16 protein-coding genes are annotated in these 18,623 nt (G+C 66.0%); 13 read left to right on the plus strand and 3 right to left on the minus strand.

Annotated features, from left to right (window positions below; translation table 11 throughout):
• From ACTJLF_RS25975 to ACTJLF_RS25985, 3 genes are all read left to right on the plus strand, one after another.
• Window positions 1-603 (plus strand): hypothetical protein, encoded by a 603-nt coding sequence (locus ACTJLF_RS25975; protein WP_132800708.1) that lies wholly within the window; start codon window positions 1-3, stop codon window positions 601-603.
• Between the two features lie 44 nt (window positions 604-647).
• A complete protein-coding gene (locus ACTJLF_RS25980) occupies window positions 648-2,369 on the plus strand; it encodes a ShlB/FhaC/HecB family hemolysin secretion/activation protein (RefSeq protein ID WP_132800710.1) in 1,722 nt (573 codons plus the stop codon).
• Between the two features lie 110 nt (window positions 2,370-2,479).
• Window positions 2,480-3,304 (plus strand): hypothetical protein, encoded by an 825-nt coding sequence (locus tag ACTJLF_RS25985; protein WP_295984638.1) that lies wholly within the window; start codon window positions 2,480-2,482, stop codon window positions 3,302-3,304.
• A gap of 333 nt (window positions 3,305-3,637) precedes the next feature.
• Here the strand turns inward: ACTJLF_RS25985 and ACTJLF_RS25990 are convergent, their stop codons facing one another.
• Window positions 3,638-5,275, minus strand: a complete 1,638-nt coding sequence (locus ACTJLF_RS25990; protein ID WP_440884175.1) for a phosphoethanolamine transferase — start codon at window positions 5,273-5,275, stop codon at window positions 3,638-3,640.
• Window positions 5,276-5,485: 210 nt separating this feature from the next.
• Between ACTJLF_RS25990 and ACTJLF_RS25995 the strand changes: the two genes are divergently transcribed.
• Window positions 5,486-5,950 (plus strand): SH3 domain-containing protein, encoded by a 465-nt coding sequence (locus ACTJLF_RS25995; RefSeq protein WP_019656038.1) that lies wholly within the window; start codon window positions 5,486-5,488, stop codon window positions 5,948-5,950.
• A gap of 24 nt (window positions 5,951-5,974) precedes the next feature.
• Here the strand turns inward: ACTJLF_RS25995 and glpK are convergent, their stop codons facing one another.
• Entirely contained in the window at window positions 5,975-7,474 is a 1,500-nt protein-coding gene (glpK, locus tag ACTJLF_RS26000; protein WP_440884176.1) for a glycerol kinase GlpK, read from the minus strand.
• 25 nt (window positions 7,475-7,499) lie between these two features.
• Window positions 7,500-8,270, minus strand: a complete 771-nt coding sequence (locus ACTJLF_RS26005; RefSeq protein ID WP_019656040.1) for a DeoR/GlpR family DNA-binding transcription regulator — start codon at window positions 8,268-8,270, stop codon at window positions 7,500-7,502.
• A gap of 122 nt (window positions 8,271-8,392) precedes the next feature.
• Here ACTJLF_RS26005 and glpD point away from each other — a divergent pair, with 122 nt between their 5' ends.
• The 9 genes from glpD (at window position 8,393) to ACTJLF_RS26050 (ending at window position 18,511) form a co-directional block, all read left to right on the plus strand.
• Window positions 8,393-10,036 (plus strand): glycerol-3-phosphate dehydrogenase, encoded by a 1,644-nt coding sequence (gene glpD, locus ACTJLF_RS26010; protein ID WP_126184871.1) that lies wholly within the window; start codon window positions 8,393-8,395, stop codon window positions 10,034-10,036.
• A gap of 63 nt (window positions 10,037-10,099) precedes the next feature.
• The gene (locus ACTJLF_RS26015) at window positions 10,100-11,173 is read left to right on the plus strand and encodes an ABC transporter ATP-binding protein (RefSeq protein WP_416490589.1); all 1,074 of its coding nucleotides are present in this window, start codon (window positions 10,100-10,102) and stop codon (window positions 11,171-11,173) included.
• A gap of 2 nt (window positions 11,174-11,175) precedes the next feature.
• Window positions 11,176-12,246: an ABC transporter ATP-binding protein gene (locus tag ACTJLF_RS26020; RefSeq protein WP_440884177.1), complete on the plus strand. Its 1,071-nt coding sequence runs from the start codon at window positions 11,176-11,178 to the stop codon at window positions 12,244-12,246.
• Between the two features lie 61 nt (window positions 12,247-12,307).
• On the plus strand, window positions 12,308-13,198 hold the full coding sequence (locus ACTJLF_RS26025; RefSeq protein WP_019656044.1) for a carbohydrate ABC transporter permease: 891 nt from the start codon (window positions 12,308-12,310) through the stop codon (window positions 13,196-13,198).
• Window positions 13,195-14,007: a carbohydrate ABC transporter permease gene (locus tag ACTJLF_RS26030; RefSeq protein WP_019656045.1), complete on the plus strand. Its 813-nt coding sequence runs from the start codon at window positions 13,195-13,197 to the stop codon at window positions 14,005-14,007. The genes ACTJLF_RS26025 and ACTJLF_RS26030 overlap by 4 nt, the downstream gene beginning before the upstream one ends.
• Window positions 14,008-14,019: 12 nt before the next feature.
• Window positions 14,020-14,328 carry a DUF2160 domain-containing protein gene (locus ACTJLF_RS26035; protein ID WP_019656046.1) on the plus strand — a complete coding sequence of 103 codons (309 nt, stop codon included), beginning with the start codon at window positions 14,020-14,022 and terminating at the stop codon, window positions 14,326-14,328.
• A gap of 109 nt (window positions 14,329-14,437) precedes the next feature.
• Entirely contained in the window at window positions 14,438-16,171 is a 1,734-nt protein-coding gene (locus ACTJLF_RS26040; protein WP_019656047.1) for an ABC transporter substrate-binding protein, read from the plus strand.
• A 212-nt stretch (window positions 16,172-16,383) separates the two neighbouring features.
• Entirely contained in the window at window positions 16,384-17,385 is a 1,002-nt protein-coding gene (locus tag ACTJLF_RS26045; protein ID WP_051127614.1) for a hypothetical protein, read from the plus strand.
• Window positions 17,375-18,511 carry a beta-ketoacyl-ACP synthase III gene (locus ACTJLF_RS26050; RefSeq protein WP_440884178.1) on the plus strand — a complete coding sequence of 379 codons (1,137 nt, stop codon included), beginning with the start codon at window positions 17,375-17,377 and terminating at the stop codon, window positions 18,509-18,511. Before ACTJLF_RS26045 ends, ACTJLF_RS26050 begins: the two co-directional genes overlap by 11 nt.
• The last annotated feature ends 112 nt before the right edge of the window (window positions 18,512-18,623 follow it).

Below are 18,623 nucleotides of genomic sequence, written 5' to 3' on the forward strand. Positions count from 1 at the left end.
ATGAAAAGATCGCACATTTCAACGTGCCGCATCACGGTCATTGCAACGATTGCCGCCACAGCCGCGAGTTTGATGGGCTGTGCCACCAAGCTTCCCCAGCCGATCACCGGCTACACCTGTTGCAACCTGCGCCCGGACTACGGCTGGGTTTCTAGCGCCAACATGTTGGGCGGTGCCATCGTGCCCGCCGGCGAGCCCGTGGTGATCGACACCATGAAGCGCGATAAATACGCTTACGGCACGATTGGCGGCGACTACGTCTCTCTGCGAGATGACACAGCTCGCAGCAAGGAAGACATGCAGCGTTGGATGCGCCAGATCGTTGTTCCGACAGACCCCAAGCAGACGCTTGCAAGCTGGAGTTCCGACGTACAGAAGGCTATCTACTCGGCCAAGGTCGTGGTCGGCATGACCCGACCTCAGGTGCTGATGTCGCTGAGCTACCCATCGCGCAACGACACCAAGGACCTGAACGCCAACGCATGGCGGTACTGGACGACCCAGGAAGATGAGCCGGTGGACATCCTCTTTGGCGCCGATGGCGCCGTGAGCGGCTTCTCCGGCAAGCCGTCTGCTGTCCGCACGGTCGAGTTCAAGCGCTGATCATGATTCGTCCCGCTGGCGTGCCTCGACGCACGCGCTTGGCTATGGCCGCGGCCGCAGCCCTTGTCGTCTCCCCGCTGATGGCGCTGGCCCAGCAGTCACCCACCACACCGCAACCCTTCGTCGAGCAGCAGCGCCAGCAAGAGCGCGAGCGAGCCCTGCGCGAACAGAACGAGCGCACTGTCGACCAGCGTCCGCAGGCCGCGCCTCCGGCGCCGGCGGCTCGCATCCCCAATTCCGAGTCTCCGTGCTTTCGCATCGAGCGTGTGCTGCTCGTTGGCGAACAGTCTGAGTCTTTCCAATGGGCTGTTGCCGATCTGTCCGGCCCCCAGGGCAACGATTCCCCGGTTGACCGCTGCCTTGGTACTGTCGGCGTCAATGTCGTGTTGGCGCGTGCGCAGCAGGCCGTCATTGCTCGTGGGTTTGTCACCACCCGGGTGCTGGCCGCCCCGCAGGACTTGTCGACTGGCACGCTGACACTCTCCCTGGTGCCCGGCCGCATCGCAGCCATCCGCACGACGCCTGATTCTTCCTCCACGCTGCTTGGCAACTCCGCCTTGCTGGCCACATCCATTCCTGCGCGCCCAGGCGATCTCCTGAACTTACGCGACGTTGAGCAAGGCTTGGAGAACCTCAAGCGCACCCCCACCGCCGAAGCCGACATCCAGATCGAACCCTCGACCGCCCCCAACGCCAAGCCCGGCGACAGCGACCTCGTCGTCAAGTACGTCCAATCCAAGAAGTGGCGCGTCACTCTCAGCCTCGACGACAGCGGCACCGAAGCCACCGGCCGCTATCAGGCCGGCGCCACCCTGTCCCTCGACAACCCCTTCGGCCTGAACGACCTGTTCTACGTCAGCGCCAACCACAACATCAACAACCACCTCTTCGGCGACCCGGCCAAGGGCACCGAAGGCCAGACTGTTCACTATTCGCTGCCGTACGGCTACTGGCTGCTGGGCCTCACGGCTTCCAACAGCCAGTATCACCAGAGCGTGGCCGGCCTGAACCAGAACTACGTCTACGCCGGTAAGACCAACAACGCCGAGGTCAAGCTCTCGCGCCTCATCTACCGCGACCAGAGCCGCAAGACAACGGTGGCGATCAAGGGCTGGCGCCGGGAATCGCGCAACTTCGTCGACGACACCGAGGTCGAGGTGCAGCACCGTGTGGTTGGCGGCTGGGAGCTCAGCCTCAATCACAAGGAGTACATCGGCGAGGCGACGCTCGAAGGCACGCTGGCCTACAAGCGTGGCACCGGCGGCCTCGGTTCGCGCACCGCGCCGGAAGAGGAGTTCGGCGAAGGCACGTCGCGGTTGAAGCTCTACACCGCCGACATCAGCTTCAACGCACCGTTCAAGCTCGGCGAGCAGAAGATGCGCTACTCCGGCCTGATCCGAGCCCAATGGAACCGCACGCCGCTGACGCCGCAGGACCGCTTCGCCATCGGCGGGCGCTACACGGTGCGCGGCTTCGACGGCGAGACGAGCCTGATGGGCGAGCGCGGCTGGCTCATCCGCAACGACATCGGATGGGCTGTTGGGCAAAGCGGGGCAGAGTTGTACGTCGGCGCAGACTACGGTCGTGTCGGTGGTCGTTCCACAGTCGACCTGCTTGGCCGCAGCCTGGCCGGCGCCGTCATCGGCGTGCGCGGCCAGTGGACCAAGCTGAGCTACGACTTCTTCGTCGGCGCGCCGATCAGCAAGCCCGAGGGCTATCGCACTGCGAAGGTCACGCTCGGGTTCAACTTGAATGCGAGTTTCTAAGCAACTGGAAGTCCATTGCGCTGTACTGCATCGAGAAAAAGAACTCTGCCGTCGATATCGACAACCTGTTACGCCAAGAATTCCCGCATCTTGATAGGACGCGAATACCCATGAAAAAAAGAACCTTATGCCTGCTCCTCAGCACGCTGCTGACCGCGTGTGCGAATCAACGGGAGGTCGTGCCCTCCGCAGACACTGAAAACTTGGCAAGCAAGCTCGTCGGGATTTGGCAGATGGCTCCGTTGCGCAACGGCATTGCCAATGTCGTCGAGTTCACCCAAGGAGGTGAGAGCAAGCTCTACTCATTCAACTGCATAACCTCGTCCTCGGAGGTGCCAGAGGTCAGTCGCTACACGGTAGATGGCGCAAAGAAGCAGATCAACCTTTCCACCGACGGCACTGAGCAGTCGCTCAAGATAGTGAATATCACGCCAACCAGCATGATGCTCAGTCAAAAGGTCGGTGAGGAAAACCTTCGATTCTTGTATCGGCGCAGCGATCGAGTTGCGCCGCTGTGTGGCTCGGAGAACAAATGGGCAACGGAGAAATCGAGAAGAACACCGTTCTCGCCTTCAGATTTCGACACTAACCCCTACATACCTGCCAACCCAAACATCGAAAGATATGCGGGCAAGTGGGCGAACGAGCGTGGGGTTATTCAGATCGAGGTTCTACAAGACGCCGCTGGCGGGAAATACAAGCTGAATCACGACCCCAGTGAGAACTGGCGATATCTCTACGGGTCAGTGACATGGCGAGGTGACGAGCTTCACTTCAGGAGCTTTGCATACTCTGAGAAGAAGGAGTTGTTTGATCATCCATATCACAAGTCGGAGTCACCAGCTTTCCTCACTCCACTCGCAGACCCAAATAGGATCAAGTGGACGTTTTTCACCAATGGTAAGCCGTCCGAGTACACGTTGACTAAAAAATAAGTCTTGCTGAAAGTTCTACACGAGTGGCGGAATGTGAAACCTCCGTTGGGGCAGTCATCTACAACTTCGGCTGGGCAATCTCCTAGCTGCGGGGCCGAGTTCTACGCAAATATGGGCTGCGGATAGGTCGGTGGCGCTTCATCATCGACCTGCTCGGTCGCAGCCTGGCCGGCGCAGTCATCGGCTTGCGGGGCCAGTGGAGCAAGCTGAGCTACGACTTCTTCGTCGGTGCGCCGATCAGGAAGCCCGAGGGCTATCGCACTGCGAAGGTCACGCTGGGCTTCAATCTCAACGCAAGCTTCTGAGGCGGCAGGGGATCGTGCGGCTTGCCAACTATCGCAAGAACGACTCAACCTTCACCGGAATCCCCGGCTCCTCCCACCGATAGGCATCCCCCAGCACATCCCGCTCCGGCTTCTGCCCAGTCCATCGAATATTGAGCAGATCCATCAAGGTCCACCCCGTCCAGTCCGCGCGAAACGGCTGCATTGCGGCAGCCTGCGAAAGCGGCTGCCCGTTGCGCCACACCACTGCCGGAATGCGGTAGCCCGAGGCCGTCGACGGGCTATGCCCCGCGCGGTCGCTCACATGACCGACCTCCTGCCCGTGGTCCGACAAATACATCCACGCCCGGTACTCGCCCGGCTTGCCCGGGGCACGCGTCTGCTGCAGCAACTCCGACACCACGAAGTCGTGATACAGCAGCGCTGCGTCGTACTCCTGCCGAAAGCGCCGCACCCAGGCCGAGCGACCGTCCTTCACCAGGCCGTTCTCCACCGCATCGACGTTGTCGTCGAACGGATTGGCGTTTGCGGGAAAGCGCAGGCTGTAGTGCGGGTGCGCGCCCATCAGGTGGACGACGATGAGCTTGCGGTCCGTGCTTGTGTCGGCCAGTGCTTCCTGCACGCAGTCGAGGATCTCGCCGTCGAGTGAAGCACTCGCGCGGCCCGGCGTGCGGTTGACCATGTCGACGACGTCGGCGAGGCGTGCGTGCTGCTGTTCGATGGCGAGGTCGTCGTGGTTGCTGATCCACCAGACCTTGTAGCCGGCGGCGCGTGCGAGTGCCAGCACGTGGGGCGGGTTCTCGGCCTCGGGCAGGCCGAAGTGGAACATGTTGCGCAGCGCGGGCAGGGTGCTGGCGTCCACCGACCATGCGTTCTTCAGCACCGCCATCTGGTCGCCGGTCTGCGCCTTGTGCGCGAGCAGGCGCGGCGTGGTCGGGCGGCCGTAGCCGTAGAGGGCCATGTTGTCGCGGTTGATGCTGTCGGTGATGACGAGCACCACGGTGGAGGGGCCGGACTGCGTGATGACGGGCGCGATGGCCTTGGCCTGCGCCATCAGGCGGTCACGCTGCTTCTGCTGGTCGGCCCAGGCGGAGCGCAGCGTGTGGAGGGAATCGAACCATTGGGTCCAGAAGATCGCCGGGTGCAGCCTGCGCCAGGGCTTGCTGGCGTAGGCCACGCAAGAGAGCAGGAGCAGCAGCGCGATCAGCGCCACCATCCATCGCGAAGGCCGGGCCGACGGGGGCGCGCCTGCCGCAGCACCGCGCCGCGCGAACATGCCCACGAGCACGCCCGTCACCACCAGCACCGCGCCCCACACGGCGGCCGAGCGCCAGTGCATCCACAGGTATTCGGTGCCTTCGCGCGCGTTGGTGTTGGCCGCTGCGCCCAGGACCATCGCGCCGTCTGGCGCGGCCTGGTAGGTGTCGAGCAGGTAGGCGCGCACCGTCCCGTCGATCGCGAAGCCCATCGCCCAGAGCCACACGAGCATCGTGCGCACGCGACGCATGCGGGCGCTGCGCAATGGCCACGCGAGCCACAGCACCATCGGCAGGGCGAGCACCGCGAGCTGCGCGATGCGACGGCCGTCATGGCCCAGCGCGATGAGCGCCAGCAGCGTCGCGCCGACCACGCCGCAGGCGAGCAGCGCGTTGCGCGACGGAGAAGCTTGTGGGGTCAGAGTGGTCAAGCAGGCGGCGCAGCGAGGCGAATCGGGGGAACGGGGGAGGGGAGGGCGCGCGCATTCTGCCCCGGGCCCTGCGCTGAGGCCTCCAGTGCCCCGATGGCGACGAGGCCCTTTGGCCGGCCGGTGCGCTCAGGGATATCCCCGCGGAACTTATCGGGCCTCTGGTGCCCAGACGGGCTTTTCCATCAATCCACAGAAAGGAATTTCCGCTCCATGCTCAGATTCAGCCGGCTGCCCGCGCTTTTGCTCGCTTTCGTTCTTTCCTGGGTGGCTTTGCTGCCGTCCGCGACTGCCGCCCAGACACAGATGGTCAGCGCGGCGGTCAAGACGCTGAACATGCGAACCGGTCCCGGCCAGCGCTACGAGACGCACTGGACGGTCAGCAGGGGCTATCCGTTTCGCGTGATCGGCAGGAAGGGCGCCTGGCTGCACGTCAGCGACTTCGAGGGGGACAAGGCCTGGGTCTTCCGTTCGATGACCGACAAGACGCCGCACTACGTGGTGAAGGCGCAATCGGCCAACCTGCGCCGCGCGCCCGGCGCGCGCAGCCCGGTGGTGAAGCGGGCGGGCTATGGCGACGTGCTGCGCACCATCGAACGGCGCGGCAACTGGGTCAAGGTGCGGCACGAAGGCGGCGCCACCGGGTGGGTGCAGCGCAGCCTGGTCTGGGGCTGGTAGGGCGAGGGCGGCCCTGCGAGCGGTTCAGGTCGCCGTGGCCTGGCGCACGGCGCGCTCCCAGCGCGCCATCGATTCCTCGGCCTGCGCGCGGCCCATGGTCGGCATGAAGCGCCGCTCGATCTTCCACAGCTTCGACAGCTGTCGTGCGTCGGTGTAGACGCCGGTCGAAAGGCCGGCGAGGTACGCGGCGCCCAGCGCGGTGGTCTCGATCACTTCGGGCCGCACTACCGGAATGCCCAGCAGGTCGGCCTGGAACTGCATCAGCAGATCGTTCACGCTGGCGCCGCCGTCCACGCGCAGCTCGGCCACGGGCTTGCCGCCGGCGGCCACCGCGTCGCGGCTCATGGCCTGCAGCAGCGCGGCGCTCTGGTAGGCGATGCTTTCCAGCGCGGCGCGCGCGATGTGCGCCACGGTGGTTCCGCGCGTGAGGCCGGTGATCGTGCCGCGAGCTTCGGCATCCCAGTAGGGCGCGCCGAGGCCGGTGAAGGCCGGCACCATCATCACGCCGCCCGCGTCGGGCACGCTCTCGGCGAGGGACTGCACCTCGGCGCTGCCCTTGATGGCCTTGAGGCCGTCGCGCAGCCACTGCACCACGGCGCCGCCGACGAACACGCTGCCTTCCATGGCGTACTGGGGCTTCGCGTCGGTCTGCGCCGCGCTGGTCACGAGCAGGCCGTTGTGCGAGGGCTGGAACTCGCCGCCGGTGTGCATCAGCAGGAAGCAGCCGGTGCCATAAGTGTTCTTGGCCATGCCGGCCTCGAAGCAGGCCTGGCCGAAGAGGGCGCTCTGCTGGTCGCCGGCCACGCCGCCGATGGGCAGCGCGTGGCCCAGCAGCGCTGCGTCGGTATCCGCGAAGTGCGAGCTCGAGGGCTGCACCTTCGGCATCAGCGAGGCGGGAATGTCGAGCGCCTTCAGCAGGTCGGCGTCCCACTCGTTGGCGTGCACGTTGAAGAGCATGGTGCGCGAGGCGTTGCTCACGTCGGTCACATGCACCTTGCCGCCGGTGAGCTGCCACATGAGCCAGCTGTCGACGGTGCCGAAGGCGAGTTCGCCGCGCGCGGCCTGCGCGCGCGCGCCGGGCACGTTGTCGAGCAGCCATCGCAGCTTGGTGCCGGAGAAGTAGGCGTCGATGACGAGGCCGGTCTTTTCGCGGATGGTGTCGGTCATGCCTTCTTCGCGCAGCTGCGCGCACAGCGGCTCGGCGCGGCGGTCCTGCCAGACGATGGCGTGGTGCACCGGCTGGCCCGTCCTGCGGTTCCACAGCACGGTGGTCTCGCGCTGGTTGGTGATGCCGATGGCGTGGATGTCGGTGGGCTTGAGCTTGGCCTTCACGAGCACTTCGCGCGCGGTGGCGAGCTGGCTGCGCCAGATTTCCATCGGGTCGTGCTCGACCCAGCCCGGCTGCGGATAGATCTGCGTCAGCTCCTTCTGAGCAATGGCGACGATGTGCCCCTCGCGGTCGAAAACGATGCTGCGCGAGCTGGAGGTGCCCTGGTCGAGGGCGAGCAGGTAGGTGGTCGTCATTCGTTCTTGTTCCTTCTGTTCGTCTTCAGTTGTCGCGCGCGATCTCCAGGCGCACCTGGGCGGCGTTCAGCAGGTCGCTGAAGGGCGCGGGCGGCTCGGCGTCGGTGAAGAGCCGGTCGATCTGCGAGAGGGTGCCCAGCTGGATCATCGCCGGCCGGTTGAACTTGCTCGCGTCGGCGGCCAGCCACACTTCGCGCGCCTGCGCGATGATGGTCTGCGCCACCTTCACCTCGCGCAGGTCGAAGTCGCGCAGCGAGCCGTCGGCCTCGATGCTCGACACGCCGATGAGGGCGATGTCGACCTTGAACTGGCGGATGAAGTCGATGGTGGCTTCGCCCACCACGGCGCGGTCGCGCGGGCGCACCGAGCCGCCCGCCACGATCACCTCGCAGGATGCGTTGCCGCTGAGGATGGTGGCCACATTCAGGTTGTTGGTGATCACGCGCAGCCCCGTGTGGCGCAACAGCGCCTTGGCGATGGCCTCCGTGGTGGTGCCGATGTTCAGGATCAGCGAGCAGTCGTTGGGCACCAGCTGCGCCACGCGGCGGGCGATGCGCGCCTTGCCTTCGGCGTGCAGCGTCTCGCGCTGCTGGTAGCCGATGTTCTCCGTGGTCGAGCTGGGCACGCGCACGCCGCCGTGGAACCGGGTGAGCAGCCCCTCGTCGGCCAGCCGCTGCACGTCGCGCCGCACGGTCTGCAGGGTCACGCCGAGCATGTCGGCCAGTTGCTCGACGGTGACGGAACCGCGCGCGCGCACGGTGTCCAGGAGGTTGATCTGTCGGGGGTTGGAGTTCACGGAGGCGTCGTGGAAAGCGGGAAGACTGAGGCCAAGAGTACTCGGCGCGCCACTTTAAAGCGAACAAAAACGAATCGACCTAAGGGAAAACTCGGAGGAAAATCGCGCCAAAAGGAATCCAAATGAAAAAACTCGAAAATACAATGGCCGCCGTCAGTGACCAAAGTCACGCATCAACGGACCCAATTCCTGTGAGCGCTTCTTCTTCCGCATCGCCCGCGCCTGCCACCGACTGCGACGTTCTGATCGTCGGCGGCGGCATCAACGGCTGCGGCATCGCGCGTGACCTTGCCGGCCGCGGCTGGCGGGTGGTGCTGTGCGAAAAGGACGATCTCGCCTCGCACACGTCGTCTTCGTCCACCAAGCTGATCCACGGCGGCCTGCGCTATCTCGAGTACTACGAGTTCTCGCTGGTGCGTAAGGCGCTGCAGGAGCGCGAGGTGCTGCTCAAGAGCGCGCCGCACATCATGTGGCCGCTGCGCTTCGTGATGCCGCACGACCCGTCGATGCGCCCGGCCTGGATGATCCGCATCGGCCTGTTCATGTACGACCACCTCGCCCGCCGCGAGGTATTGCCGGGTTCGCGCAGCGTCGACCTGCGCGCGCATGCGGCCGGCAAGCCGCTGAAGGCGCAGTACAAGCGCGGCTTCATCTATTCCGATGGCTGGGTCGACGACGCCCGCCTGGTGGTGCTCAACGCCCTCGACGCGAAGGCGCGCGGCGCCGAAGTGCTGACGCGCACCCGCTGCGTGCATGCCCAGCGCGACGCCGACGGCTGGACCGCCACCCTGCTGGGCGCCGACGGCACCAAGCGCACGCTGCGTGCCCGCGCGGTGGTCAATGCCGCAGGGCCGTGGGCCGAATCCTTCCTGCGCGGCGTGGCCCGGTCGGCCAAGGGCGAGGCGCTCGCCACCAAGAGCCTGCGCCTGGTGAAGGGCAGCCACATCGTGGTGCCGCGCCTCTTCGAGCACGACCACGCCTACATCTTCCAGAACCCCGACAAGCGGATCATCTTCGCCATTCCCTACCAGGACGAGTTCACGCTGATCGGCACCACCGACATCGAACTCACCGGCGACGACCCCGGCGCCGCGCGCATCGCCGAGGAGGAGGTCGAGTACCTCTGCACCCAGGCCAGCCGCTATTTCGAGAAGCCCATCGCGCCTTCGGACGTGGTGTGGACCTATTCGGGCGTGCGCCCGCTGCTGGACGACGACTCGGGCGACCCTTCCGCCGTCACGCGCGACTACATGCTGGAGTCGAACACCGCGGCCGCGCCGCTGCTGTCTGTGTGGGGCGGAAAGATCACCACCTTCCGCAAGCTGGCCGAGGACGCCGCCGACGAGGTAGGGCGGATGCTGGGACAGTCTGCGCAACAGCGCCCGGCCTGGACCGACGGCGCGTTCCTCGCAGGCGGGGACCTGTCGTCCTGGATCGGCCCCGCCAGGCGCCCCGACGAGGATTTCGAGCGCTTCGTCGAAGCCGTGCAGGCAAGGTATCCGTGGCTCGGCAGCCAACTCGCGCGCCGCCTCGCGCGGGCCTACGGTGCGCGCATTGCCGATCTGCTGGGCGACGCGAAGGCCATGGCAGACCTGGGCCTCGAGGTTGCGCCCGGCCTGCACGAGCGCGAGCTGCGCTTCCTGCAGGACAACGAATGGGCCGTGAGCGCCGACGACGTGCTCTGGCGCCGCTCCAAGCTGGGGCTGCACTACACGCCGGAGCAGCGCGAGCAGGTCGCGCGCTGGCTGCAGCAACAGCAACATTGACAACAAGCCCGTGCCGGCGACAGCCGGGCCGGACGCAGGGACGAGAGAAGGGGAAGAGCGCCAATGCAATTGACACTCGAGCGCGTCACCAAGAAGGTGGGTGCGCAGACATGGCTCTACGAGCAGAGCATCGCGCCGAAGAGCGGCGCGGTCACCGTGCTCCTGGGCGCCACGCAGGCCGGCAAGACCAGCCTGATGCGGCTGATGGCCGGGCTCGACACGCCCACCACCGGCAAGGTGCTGGTCGACGGCAAGGACGTGACCGGCATGCCCGTGCGCGAACGCAACGTCGCGATGGTCTACCAGCAGTTCATCAACTACCCGTCGCTCAAGGTGGCGGACAACATCGCCTCGCCGCTCAAGCTGCGCGGTGAATCGAACATCGATGCGCGGGTGAAGGCGCTGGCCGACAAGCTGCACATCGGCATGTTCCTCGACCGCTATCCGCAGGAGCTGTCGGGCGGCCAGCAGCAGCGCGTGGCCCTGGCGCGCGCGCTCGCCAAGAACGCGCCGCTGATGCTGCTCGACGAGCCGCTGGTCAACCTCGACTACAAGCTGCGCGAAGGCCTGCGCGAGGAGCTCACGCAGCTCTTCGCCACCGGCGATTCGACCGTGATCTACGCGACCACCGAGCCCGGCGAAGCATTGCTGCTGGGCGGCTACACCGCGGTGATGGATGCCGGCGAACTGCTGCAGTACGGCCCCACGGCCGAGGTCTTCCACGCGCCGCAATCGCTGCGGGTGGCGCGCGCCTTCAGCGATCCGCCGATGAACCTGCTGGCCGGTACGGCCAGCGCCGGCCGCGTGCAGATGGCTGGAGGGCCCGCGCTTTCGCTGGCGTTGCCCGAAAGCGTCTCGGGCCCCGTCACCGTGGGCCTGCGTGCGAGCGCGCTGAACGTCGATGCGGGGGAGGGCGACATCGCCCTGACCGGCAAGGTGGAGCTGGCCGAGATATCGGGCTCCGACACCTTCGTGCACGTGGAGACGGCCGTCGGCGAGCTGGTGGCGCAGCTCACCGGCGTGCACCGCTTCGAGCTAGGGGCCTCGCTCACGCTGTATTTCAGCGCGTCGCAAGCCTATGTGTTCGATGCCAGTGAAAAGCTGGCGCTGGCGCCCGCGTGGCGCAAGGGAGACTAGCCATGGCACGCATCGACCTCGACCTCGCCCACGCCTACCGCCCGAACCCCACGCAGGACAGCGACTACGCGCTGCTGCCGCTGAAGATGAGCTTCCGCGACGGCGGCGCGTACGCCTTGCTCGGCCCCTCGGGCTGCGGCAAGACGACCATGCTCAACATCATCTCGGGCCTGCTCGTGCCTTCGCAGGGCACCGTGACCTTCGACGGCCGCGACGTGACGCGCGCCACGCCGCAGGAACGCAACATCGCGCAGGTGTTCCAGTTCCCGGTGATCTACGACACCATGACCGTGGCCGAGAATCTCGCGTTCCCCTTGCGCAACCGCAAGATGCCGGCCGACCAGATCAGGAAGCGCGTCGGCGAGATCGCCGAGATGCTCGACATGAGCGGGCAGCTCAACCAGCGTGCGGCGGGCCTCGCTGCCGACGCCAAGCAGAAGATCTCGCTCGGTCGCGGGCTGGTGCGCAGCGACGTGTCGGCGGTGCTCTTCGACGAGCCGCTCACCGTGATCGATCCGCACCTGAAATGGCAGCTGCGCCGCAAGCTCAAGCAGATCCACCGCGAGCTGAAGCTCACGCTGATCTACGTGACGCACGACCAGGTCGAGGCGCTCACCTTCGCCGAAGAGGTGGTGGTGATGACGCGCGGCAAGGCCGTGCAGGTGGGCAGCGCCGACGCGCTTTTCGAGCGGCCGGCCCACACCTTCGTCGGGCATTTCATCGGCTCGCCGGGCATGAACTTCCTGTCGGCGCAAAGCGACAACGGCACCATCGAAGTGGCGGGAACGCCGCTGGTGCCCACGCGCGAACTGCCGCACGGTCCGCTGAAGATCGGCATCCGCCCCGAGTACCTGCGCCTGTCGAACGCGGGCGCGGCCGGCGCCGTGCCTGCCGTGGTGAAGCAGGTGCAGGACGTGGGTACGCACGTGATGCTGACGGTGGAGGCCGGTGGCAGCCTGCTGAAGGTGCGGCTGCATTCGGACGACCGCCCTCCGGCGGTGGGAGACACGGTGTGGGTGCGGGTGCTCGACACGCACACCTGCTATTACAAGGATGAGGAGCTGGTCGCATGAGCGCAGTGCCGGGCCGCCCCAAGCAAGCTCGCACCGGAGTGCGAAGCACGGAGGTATTGCAGTGAACGCTACCAACAAGCCGATCAACCAGAAGGCATGGTGGCTGGTGCTGCCGGTGCTGGTCTGCGTGGCCTTCTCGGCCATCGTGCCGCTCATGACGGTGGTCAACTACTCGGTGCAGGACATCATCTCGCCCGAGCGGCGCGTGTTCGTGGGAACCGAATGGTTCGCCGCGGTGATGCGCGACGACGAGCTGCACCAGGCGCTGTGGCGCCAGCTGGGCTTCTCGCTGTCGGTGCTGCTGGTGGAGATTCCGCTGGGCATCGGCCTGGCGCTGTCGATGCCGGCCAAGGGCTGGAAGTCTTCCGCCGTGCTGGTGGTGGTTGCCCTGTCGCTGCTGATTCCCTGGAACGTGGTCGGCACCATCTGGCAGATCTACGGCCGCGCCGACATCGGCCTGCTGGGCCACGCGCTGCAGAAGCTGGGCATCGACTACAACTACACCGGCAGCGCCGCCGACGCGTGGCTCACGGTGCTGGTGATGGACGTGTGGCACTGGACGCCGCTGGTGGCGCTGCTTTGCTATGCGGGCCTGCGCTCCATTCCCGACGCCTACTACCAGGCCGCGCGCATCGACGGCGCGAGCAAGTTCGCGGTGTTCCGCTACATCCAGCTGCCCAAGATGCGCGGCGTACTCATGATCGCGGTGCTGCTGCGCTTCATGGACAGCTTCATGATCTACACCGAGCCCTTCGTGCTGACCGGCGGCGGGCCGGGCAACGCCACCACCTTCCTGAGCCAGTACCTCACGCAGAAGGCCGTGGGCCAGTTCGACCTGGGGCCGGCGGCGGCGTTCTCGCTGATCTACTTCCTCATCATCCTGCTGCTGTGCTTCGTGCTCTACAACTGGATGCAGCGGGTCGGCACGCAGGAAGCGGAGGTGGAGAAATGAACGAGAAGAGATTTCACAAGCGCAGCATCTTCCTGGTGCTGTACATCCTGTTCGCGCTGTTGCCCATCTACTGGATGATCAACATGAGCTTCAAGACGAACGAGGAGATCCTGTCGAGCTTCTCGTTCTTCCCGCAGCAGCTCACCTGGGCGAACTACGCGCGCATCTTCACCGACGAGTCGTGGTACTCGGGCTACATCAACAGCCTGATCTACGTGGCGATCAACACGGTGATCTCGCTCACCGTGGCGCTGCCGGCGGCGTACGCCTTCTCGCGCTATTCGTTCCTGGGCGACAAGCACGTCTTCTTCTGGCTGCTGACCAACCGCATGACGCCGCCCGCGGTGTTCCTGCTGCCGTTCTTCCAGCTCTACAGCACGGTCGGGCTGATGGACACGCACCTGGGCGTGGCGCTTGCGCACCTGCTGTTCAACGTGCCGCTGGCGGTGTGGATCCTCGAAGGCTTCATGAGCGGCATTCCGCGCGAGATCGACGAGACGGCCTACATCGACGGCTACTCGTTCCCGCGCTTCTTCCTCACGATCTTCCTGCCGCTCATCAAGGCCGGCGTGGGCGTGGCGGCGTTCTTCTGCTTCATGTTCAGCTGGGTCGAGCTGCTGCTGGCGCGCACGCTCACCAGCGTGAACGCCAAGCCCATCGTGGCGACGATGACGCGCACCGTGAGCGCATCGGGCATGGACTGGGCGACGCTGGCCGCGGCCGGTGTGCTCACCATCGTGCCGGGAGCCATCGTGATCTGGTTCGTGCGTCACTACATCGCGAAGGGTTTCGCGATGGGTCGTGTTTGAGGAGGCACGGATATGTTCGATTGGATGGTCTGGACCACTCCGGTGGCCGTGTTCTTCATCTGCATCGCGCTGATGCTGGTCGGCATGACGATCTGGGAGTTCAAGTCGCCCACCACGCTGCGGCGCGGCTGGCTGCCGATGGCCACCACGCGCGGCGACCGGCTCTTCATCGGGCTGCTGTCGGCGGCCTACGTGAACCTGATCTTCGTCGGCCTGGCGGGCAAGTTCCAGGAGTGGTTCAGCCTCGAGGCCGAGCCCTCGGTGTGGATCAGCTTCGTGCTGTCGATGGGCCTGCTCGCGCTCATCATGCGCAAGGGCTGAGGGGCCCGTTCCGCTTCTTTCCTGATTCCAAAAGCGTTCCGGCTCTCCGCCTCCCCGGAGCCGTGATCGGACAAAACACCGGGGAAGCAACAACCGAGGAGACAGTTCCATGAAGATGCGCTACACGGCATTGGCACTTGCGGCGGCGATGTTCGCCGCGCATGGTGCGGCAACGGCCGGCGAGGCCGAAGCCAAGAAGTGGATCGACAGCGAGTTCCAGCCATCGACCTTGTCCAAGGACAAGCAGATGGACGAGATGAAGTGGTTCATCGAGGCAGCCAAGAAGCTGCAGGCCAAGGGCGTGAAGGAGATCTCCGTCGTCTCCGAGACCCTGACCACCCACGAGTACGAATCGAAGACGCTGGCCAAGGCCTTCGAGGAAATCACCGGCATCAAGGTCAAGCACGACCTGATCCAGGAAGGCGACGTCGTCGAGAAGCTGCAGACCTCGATGCAGTCGGGCAAGTCGATCTATGACGGCTGGGTCTCCGACTCCGACCTGATCGGCACGCACTACCGCTACGGCAAGATCATGTCGCTGACCGAGTACATGGGCGGCGCCGGCAAGGAGTTCACCAACCCCGGCCTCGACCTGAAGGACTTCATCGGCACCAGCTTCACCACCGCGCCCGACGGCCAGCTCTACCAGCTGCCCGACCAGCAGTTCGCCAACCTGTACTGGTTCCGCGCCGACCTGTTCGCGCGCAAGGACCTGCAGGACAAGTTCAAGGCCAAGTACGGCTACGACCTGGGCGTGCCGCTGAACTGGAGCGCGTACGAGGACATCGCCGAGTTCTTCAGCACCGACGTGAAGACCATCGACGGAAAGCCGATCTACGGCCACATGGACTACGGCAAGAAGGACCCGTCGCTGGGCTGGCGCTTCACCGACGCATGGCTGTCGATGGCCGGCGCGGCCGACAAGGGCATCCCCAACGGCATGCCGATCGACGAATGGGGCATCCGCGTGGCGGCCGACAAGTGCACGCCCACCGGCGCCTCGGTGGCCCGTGGCGGCGCGACCAACTCGCCGGCCGCCGTGTATGCGCTGACCAAGTACATCGACTGGATGAAGAAGTACGCGCCCAAGGAAGCCATGGGCATGACCTTCGGCGAATCCGGCCCGGTGCCCGCGCAGGGCCAGATCGCCCAGCAGATCTTCTGGTACACGGCCTTCACCGCCGACATGACCAAGAAGGGCCTGCCAGTGGTGAACGACGACGGCTCGCCCAAGTGGCGCATGGCCCCCGGCCCGAACGGCCCGTACTGGAAGCAGGGCATGCAGAACGGCTACCAGGACGTGGGCTCGTGGACCTTCTTCAAGGGCCACGACGCCAACAAGACGGCCGCCGCATGGCTCTACGCGCAGTTCATCACCGCCAAGACCACCTCGCTGAAGAAGTCGATCACCGGCCTGACCTTCATCCGCGACAGCGACATCCGCTCGGATTACTTCACGCAGAACGCCAACAAGTACGGCGGCCTGATCGAGTTCTACCGCAGCCCCGCGCGCGTGGCCTGGACCCCGACCGGCACCAACGTGCCCGACTACCCCAAGCTGGCCCAGCTGTGGTGGAAGAACGTGGCAGAGGCCGTGACGGGCGAGAAGACGCCCCAGAAGGCCATGGACAACCTGGCCGACGAGATGGACAACGTGATGGCCCGCCTGGAACGCGCCGGCATGGCCAAGTGCGCGCCCAAGCTCAATCCGAAGGGCGATCCGGCCAAGTACCTGAGCGACGACCACGCTCCGTGGAAGAAGCTGGCCAACGAGAAGCCGAAGGGCGAGACCATCGACTACAACAAGCTGCTGACCGCCTGGAAGGAAGGCAAGGTGCGCTGAGCGCCCGGCGACTTGCTCGTCCGGCAGCAACAGCCGGCAGCAACCCGGCAGACAGGGCCGTGCCGCGAGGCGCGGCCCTTTTTTTGCCTGTTTTCCGCATTGCCGGCCTTTCCGGTGCAATTTGGCCGCTTCGAGCGTCTGATTGCCGCGACGCCATGACCATTGGCAGATGCGCTAGCCCAAGGCTTCGCTTACATTCGACGGCCCCCGAAATGCCCGAGCCAGTGAATTCCAGTCTTTCCAGCCCTTCCAGCGTGCCTGCGAGCGTCAAGCGCGTCCTGGTCCTGCGCTATTCGCAGTCCGGCCAGCTCGACGAGGTGGCCGACCGGATCGTCGCGCCGCTGAAGGCGGACCCGGCCATCCAGGTGCACGAGGAGGTGCTGCGGCCCCTGAAGCCGTACCCCTTTCCCTGGCCCTTCCTGACCTTCTTCGACGCCTTCCCCGAATCGGCTCACATGAAGCCGCAGCCGCTGGCGCCGCTCTCGCTTACGGGCGACGAAGACTTCGACCTCGTCGTGCTGCCCTACCAGGTGTGGTTCCTGGCGCCTTCGCAGCCGGTGGCGGCCTTCCTCAAGCATCCGGTTGCGGCCCGGCTGCTCAAGGGCAAGCCGGTGGTCACGGTCATCGCCTGCCGCAACATGTGGCTGCTGGCCCAGGAAAAGCTCAAGGGCATGCTCGACGACGTGGGCGCGCGGCTCATCGACAACGTGGTGCTCACCGACCCCGGCCCCACGCTCGCCACCTTCTTCACCACCCCCGCCTGGCTGATCTGGGGCCGCAAGCGCGGCTTCTGGGGCATGCCCGACGCCGGGCTCAGTACCGACCAGATCGCGGGTACGGCCCGTTTCGGCCGGGCCCTGCGCGACGCGCTGCACCAGGGCCTGGAGCGCGGCACGCAGCCGCTGCTGGCCGGCCTCGGGGCGGTGCAGGCCGATGCCCGCCTCCTCATCAGCGAGAAGGCCGGCACCCGCAGCTTCTACCTCTGGGGCAAGCTCATCATGGCCGCGGGCGGCCCCGGCGCCTGGCAGCGCAAGCCGCTGCTGCTGCTGTACGTGCTGTTTCTGCTGGTACTGATCATTACGGTGGTGCCCGTGAGCCTGAGCCTGCAGGCGCTTCTGCGACCGCTGTTCAGGGGGTGGCTGACTAGAATGACGGCCAAATTCGAGTGCCCGTCGGGCTCAGCCACGGACCGCACCCCTCTCTATGACGACTGATGTCTTCCTGACCCGTACTGCCGCTTTCCTGCCCTTTTCCCCGGTCAGCAATGAAGACATCGAAGACGTCCTCGGTCGCATCGGCGGCAAGGCGTCCCGTGCGCGGCGGCTGATCCTGCGCAGCAACGGCATCCAGTCGCGCCACTACGCCATCGACCGCGCCATCGGCGAGCTGGCGATGACCAATGCGCAGCTCACGGCCAGCGCCATCCGCGCGCTGGGCGACGTGGGGCAGGTCGACTGCCTCGTCACCGGCACCTCGCTGCCCGACCAGCTCATGCCCAACCACGCGGTGATGGTGCATGGCGAGCTCGGCTGGCCGCGGCTCGAAGTGGTGGCCTGCGCGGGCATCTGCCTGGCCGGTGCCGCGGCGCTGAAGCATGCATGGCTGTCGGTGCGCGCGGGCGACGCACGCCGCGCGGTGGCCACCGGCTCCGAGCTGGCCTCGGCCGTGATGCGCGGCTCGCGCTTCGAGGCCGAGTTCGAGCACAAGATCGAGGCGCTGGAGGCGCGGCCCGAGCTCGCCTTCGAGAAGGACTTCCTACGCTGGATGCTCTCCGACGGTGCAGGCGCCGTGCTGCTGGAGAACGCGCCACGCGGGCCGCTGTCGCTGCGCATCGACTGGATCGATCTTTCCTCGGCCGCGCACGAACTGCCGGCCTGCATGTACGCCGGCGCCGAGAAGAACGCCGAAGGCGGCCTCGACGGCTGGGCGCGCAAGTCGCCCGACGAGTGGCGCAGCGAGTCGACCTTCGCCGTGAAGCAGGACGTGCGCCTGCTCAACGAGAACATCGTGCGCGCCACGCTGTCCGAGCCGCTGGCGCAGGTCATCGAGCGCAGGGGCCTCAAGCCGGCCGACGTCGACTGGTTCCTGCCGCACCTCTCGTCGCAATACTTCGTGGAGCCGGTGAGCCGGGCGCTCGAGGCGCTGGGCTTCCCGATCCCCCGCGAGCGCTGGTTCAGCAACCTCGCGACCAAGGGCAACACGGGCTCGGCGTCGCCTTACATCATGCTCGACGAGCTGTTCCGCTCAGGCCGCATCAAGCCCGGCCAGAAGCTGCTGATGTTCGTGCCGGAAAGCGGTCGTTTCTCCAGCGGCTTCATCCACATGGAGGCGGTGGCATGAAGTACTCCCCCGGGCTTGCCCACTTCGTGTGGCCTCCCACTCCCTCGCCGTGGGCAACGCCGGCGGCCCGGCAGAGGCGGTTCCGCGGTGCTCCCGGACCAAGGCCTGCATT

It is taken from the genome of Variovorax sp. 22077 (assembly GCF_052044195.1).
Classification (GTDB): domain Bacteria; phylum Pseudomonadota; class Gammaproteobacteria; order Burkholderiales; family Burkholderiaceae_C; genus Variovorax; species Variovorax atrisoli.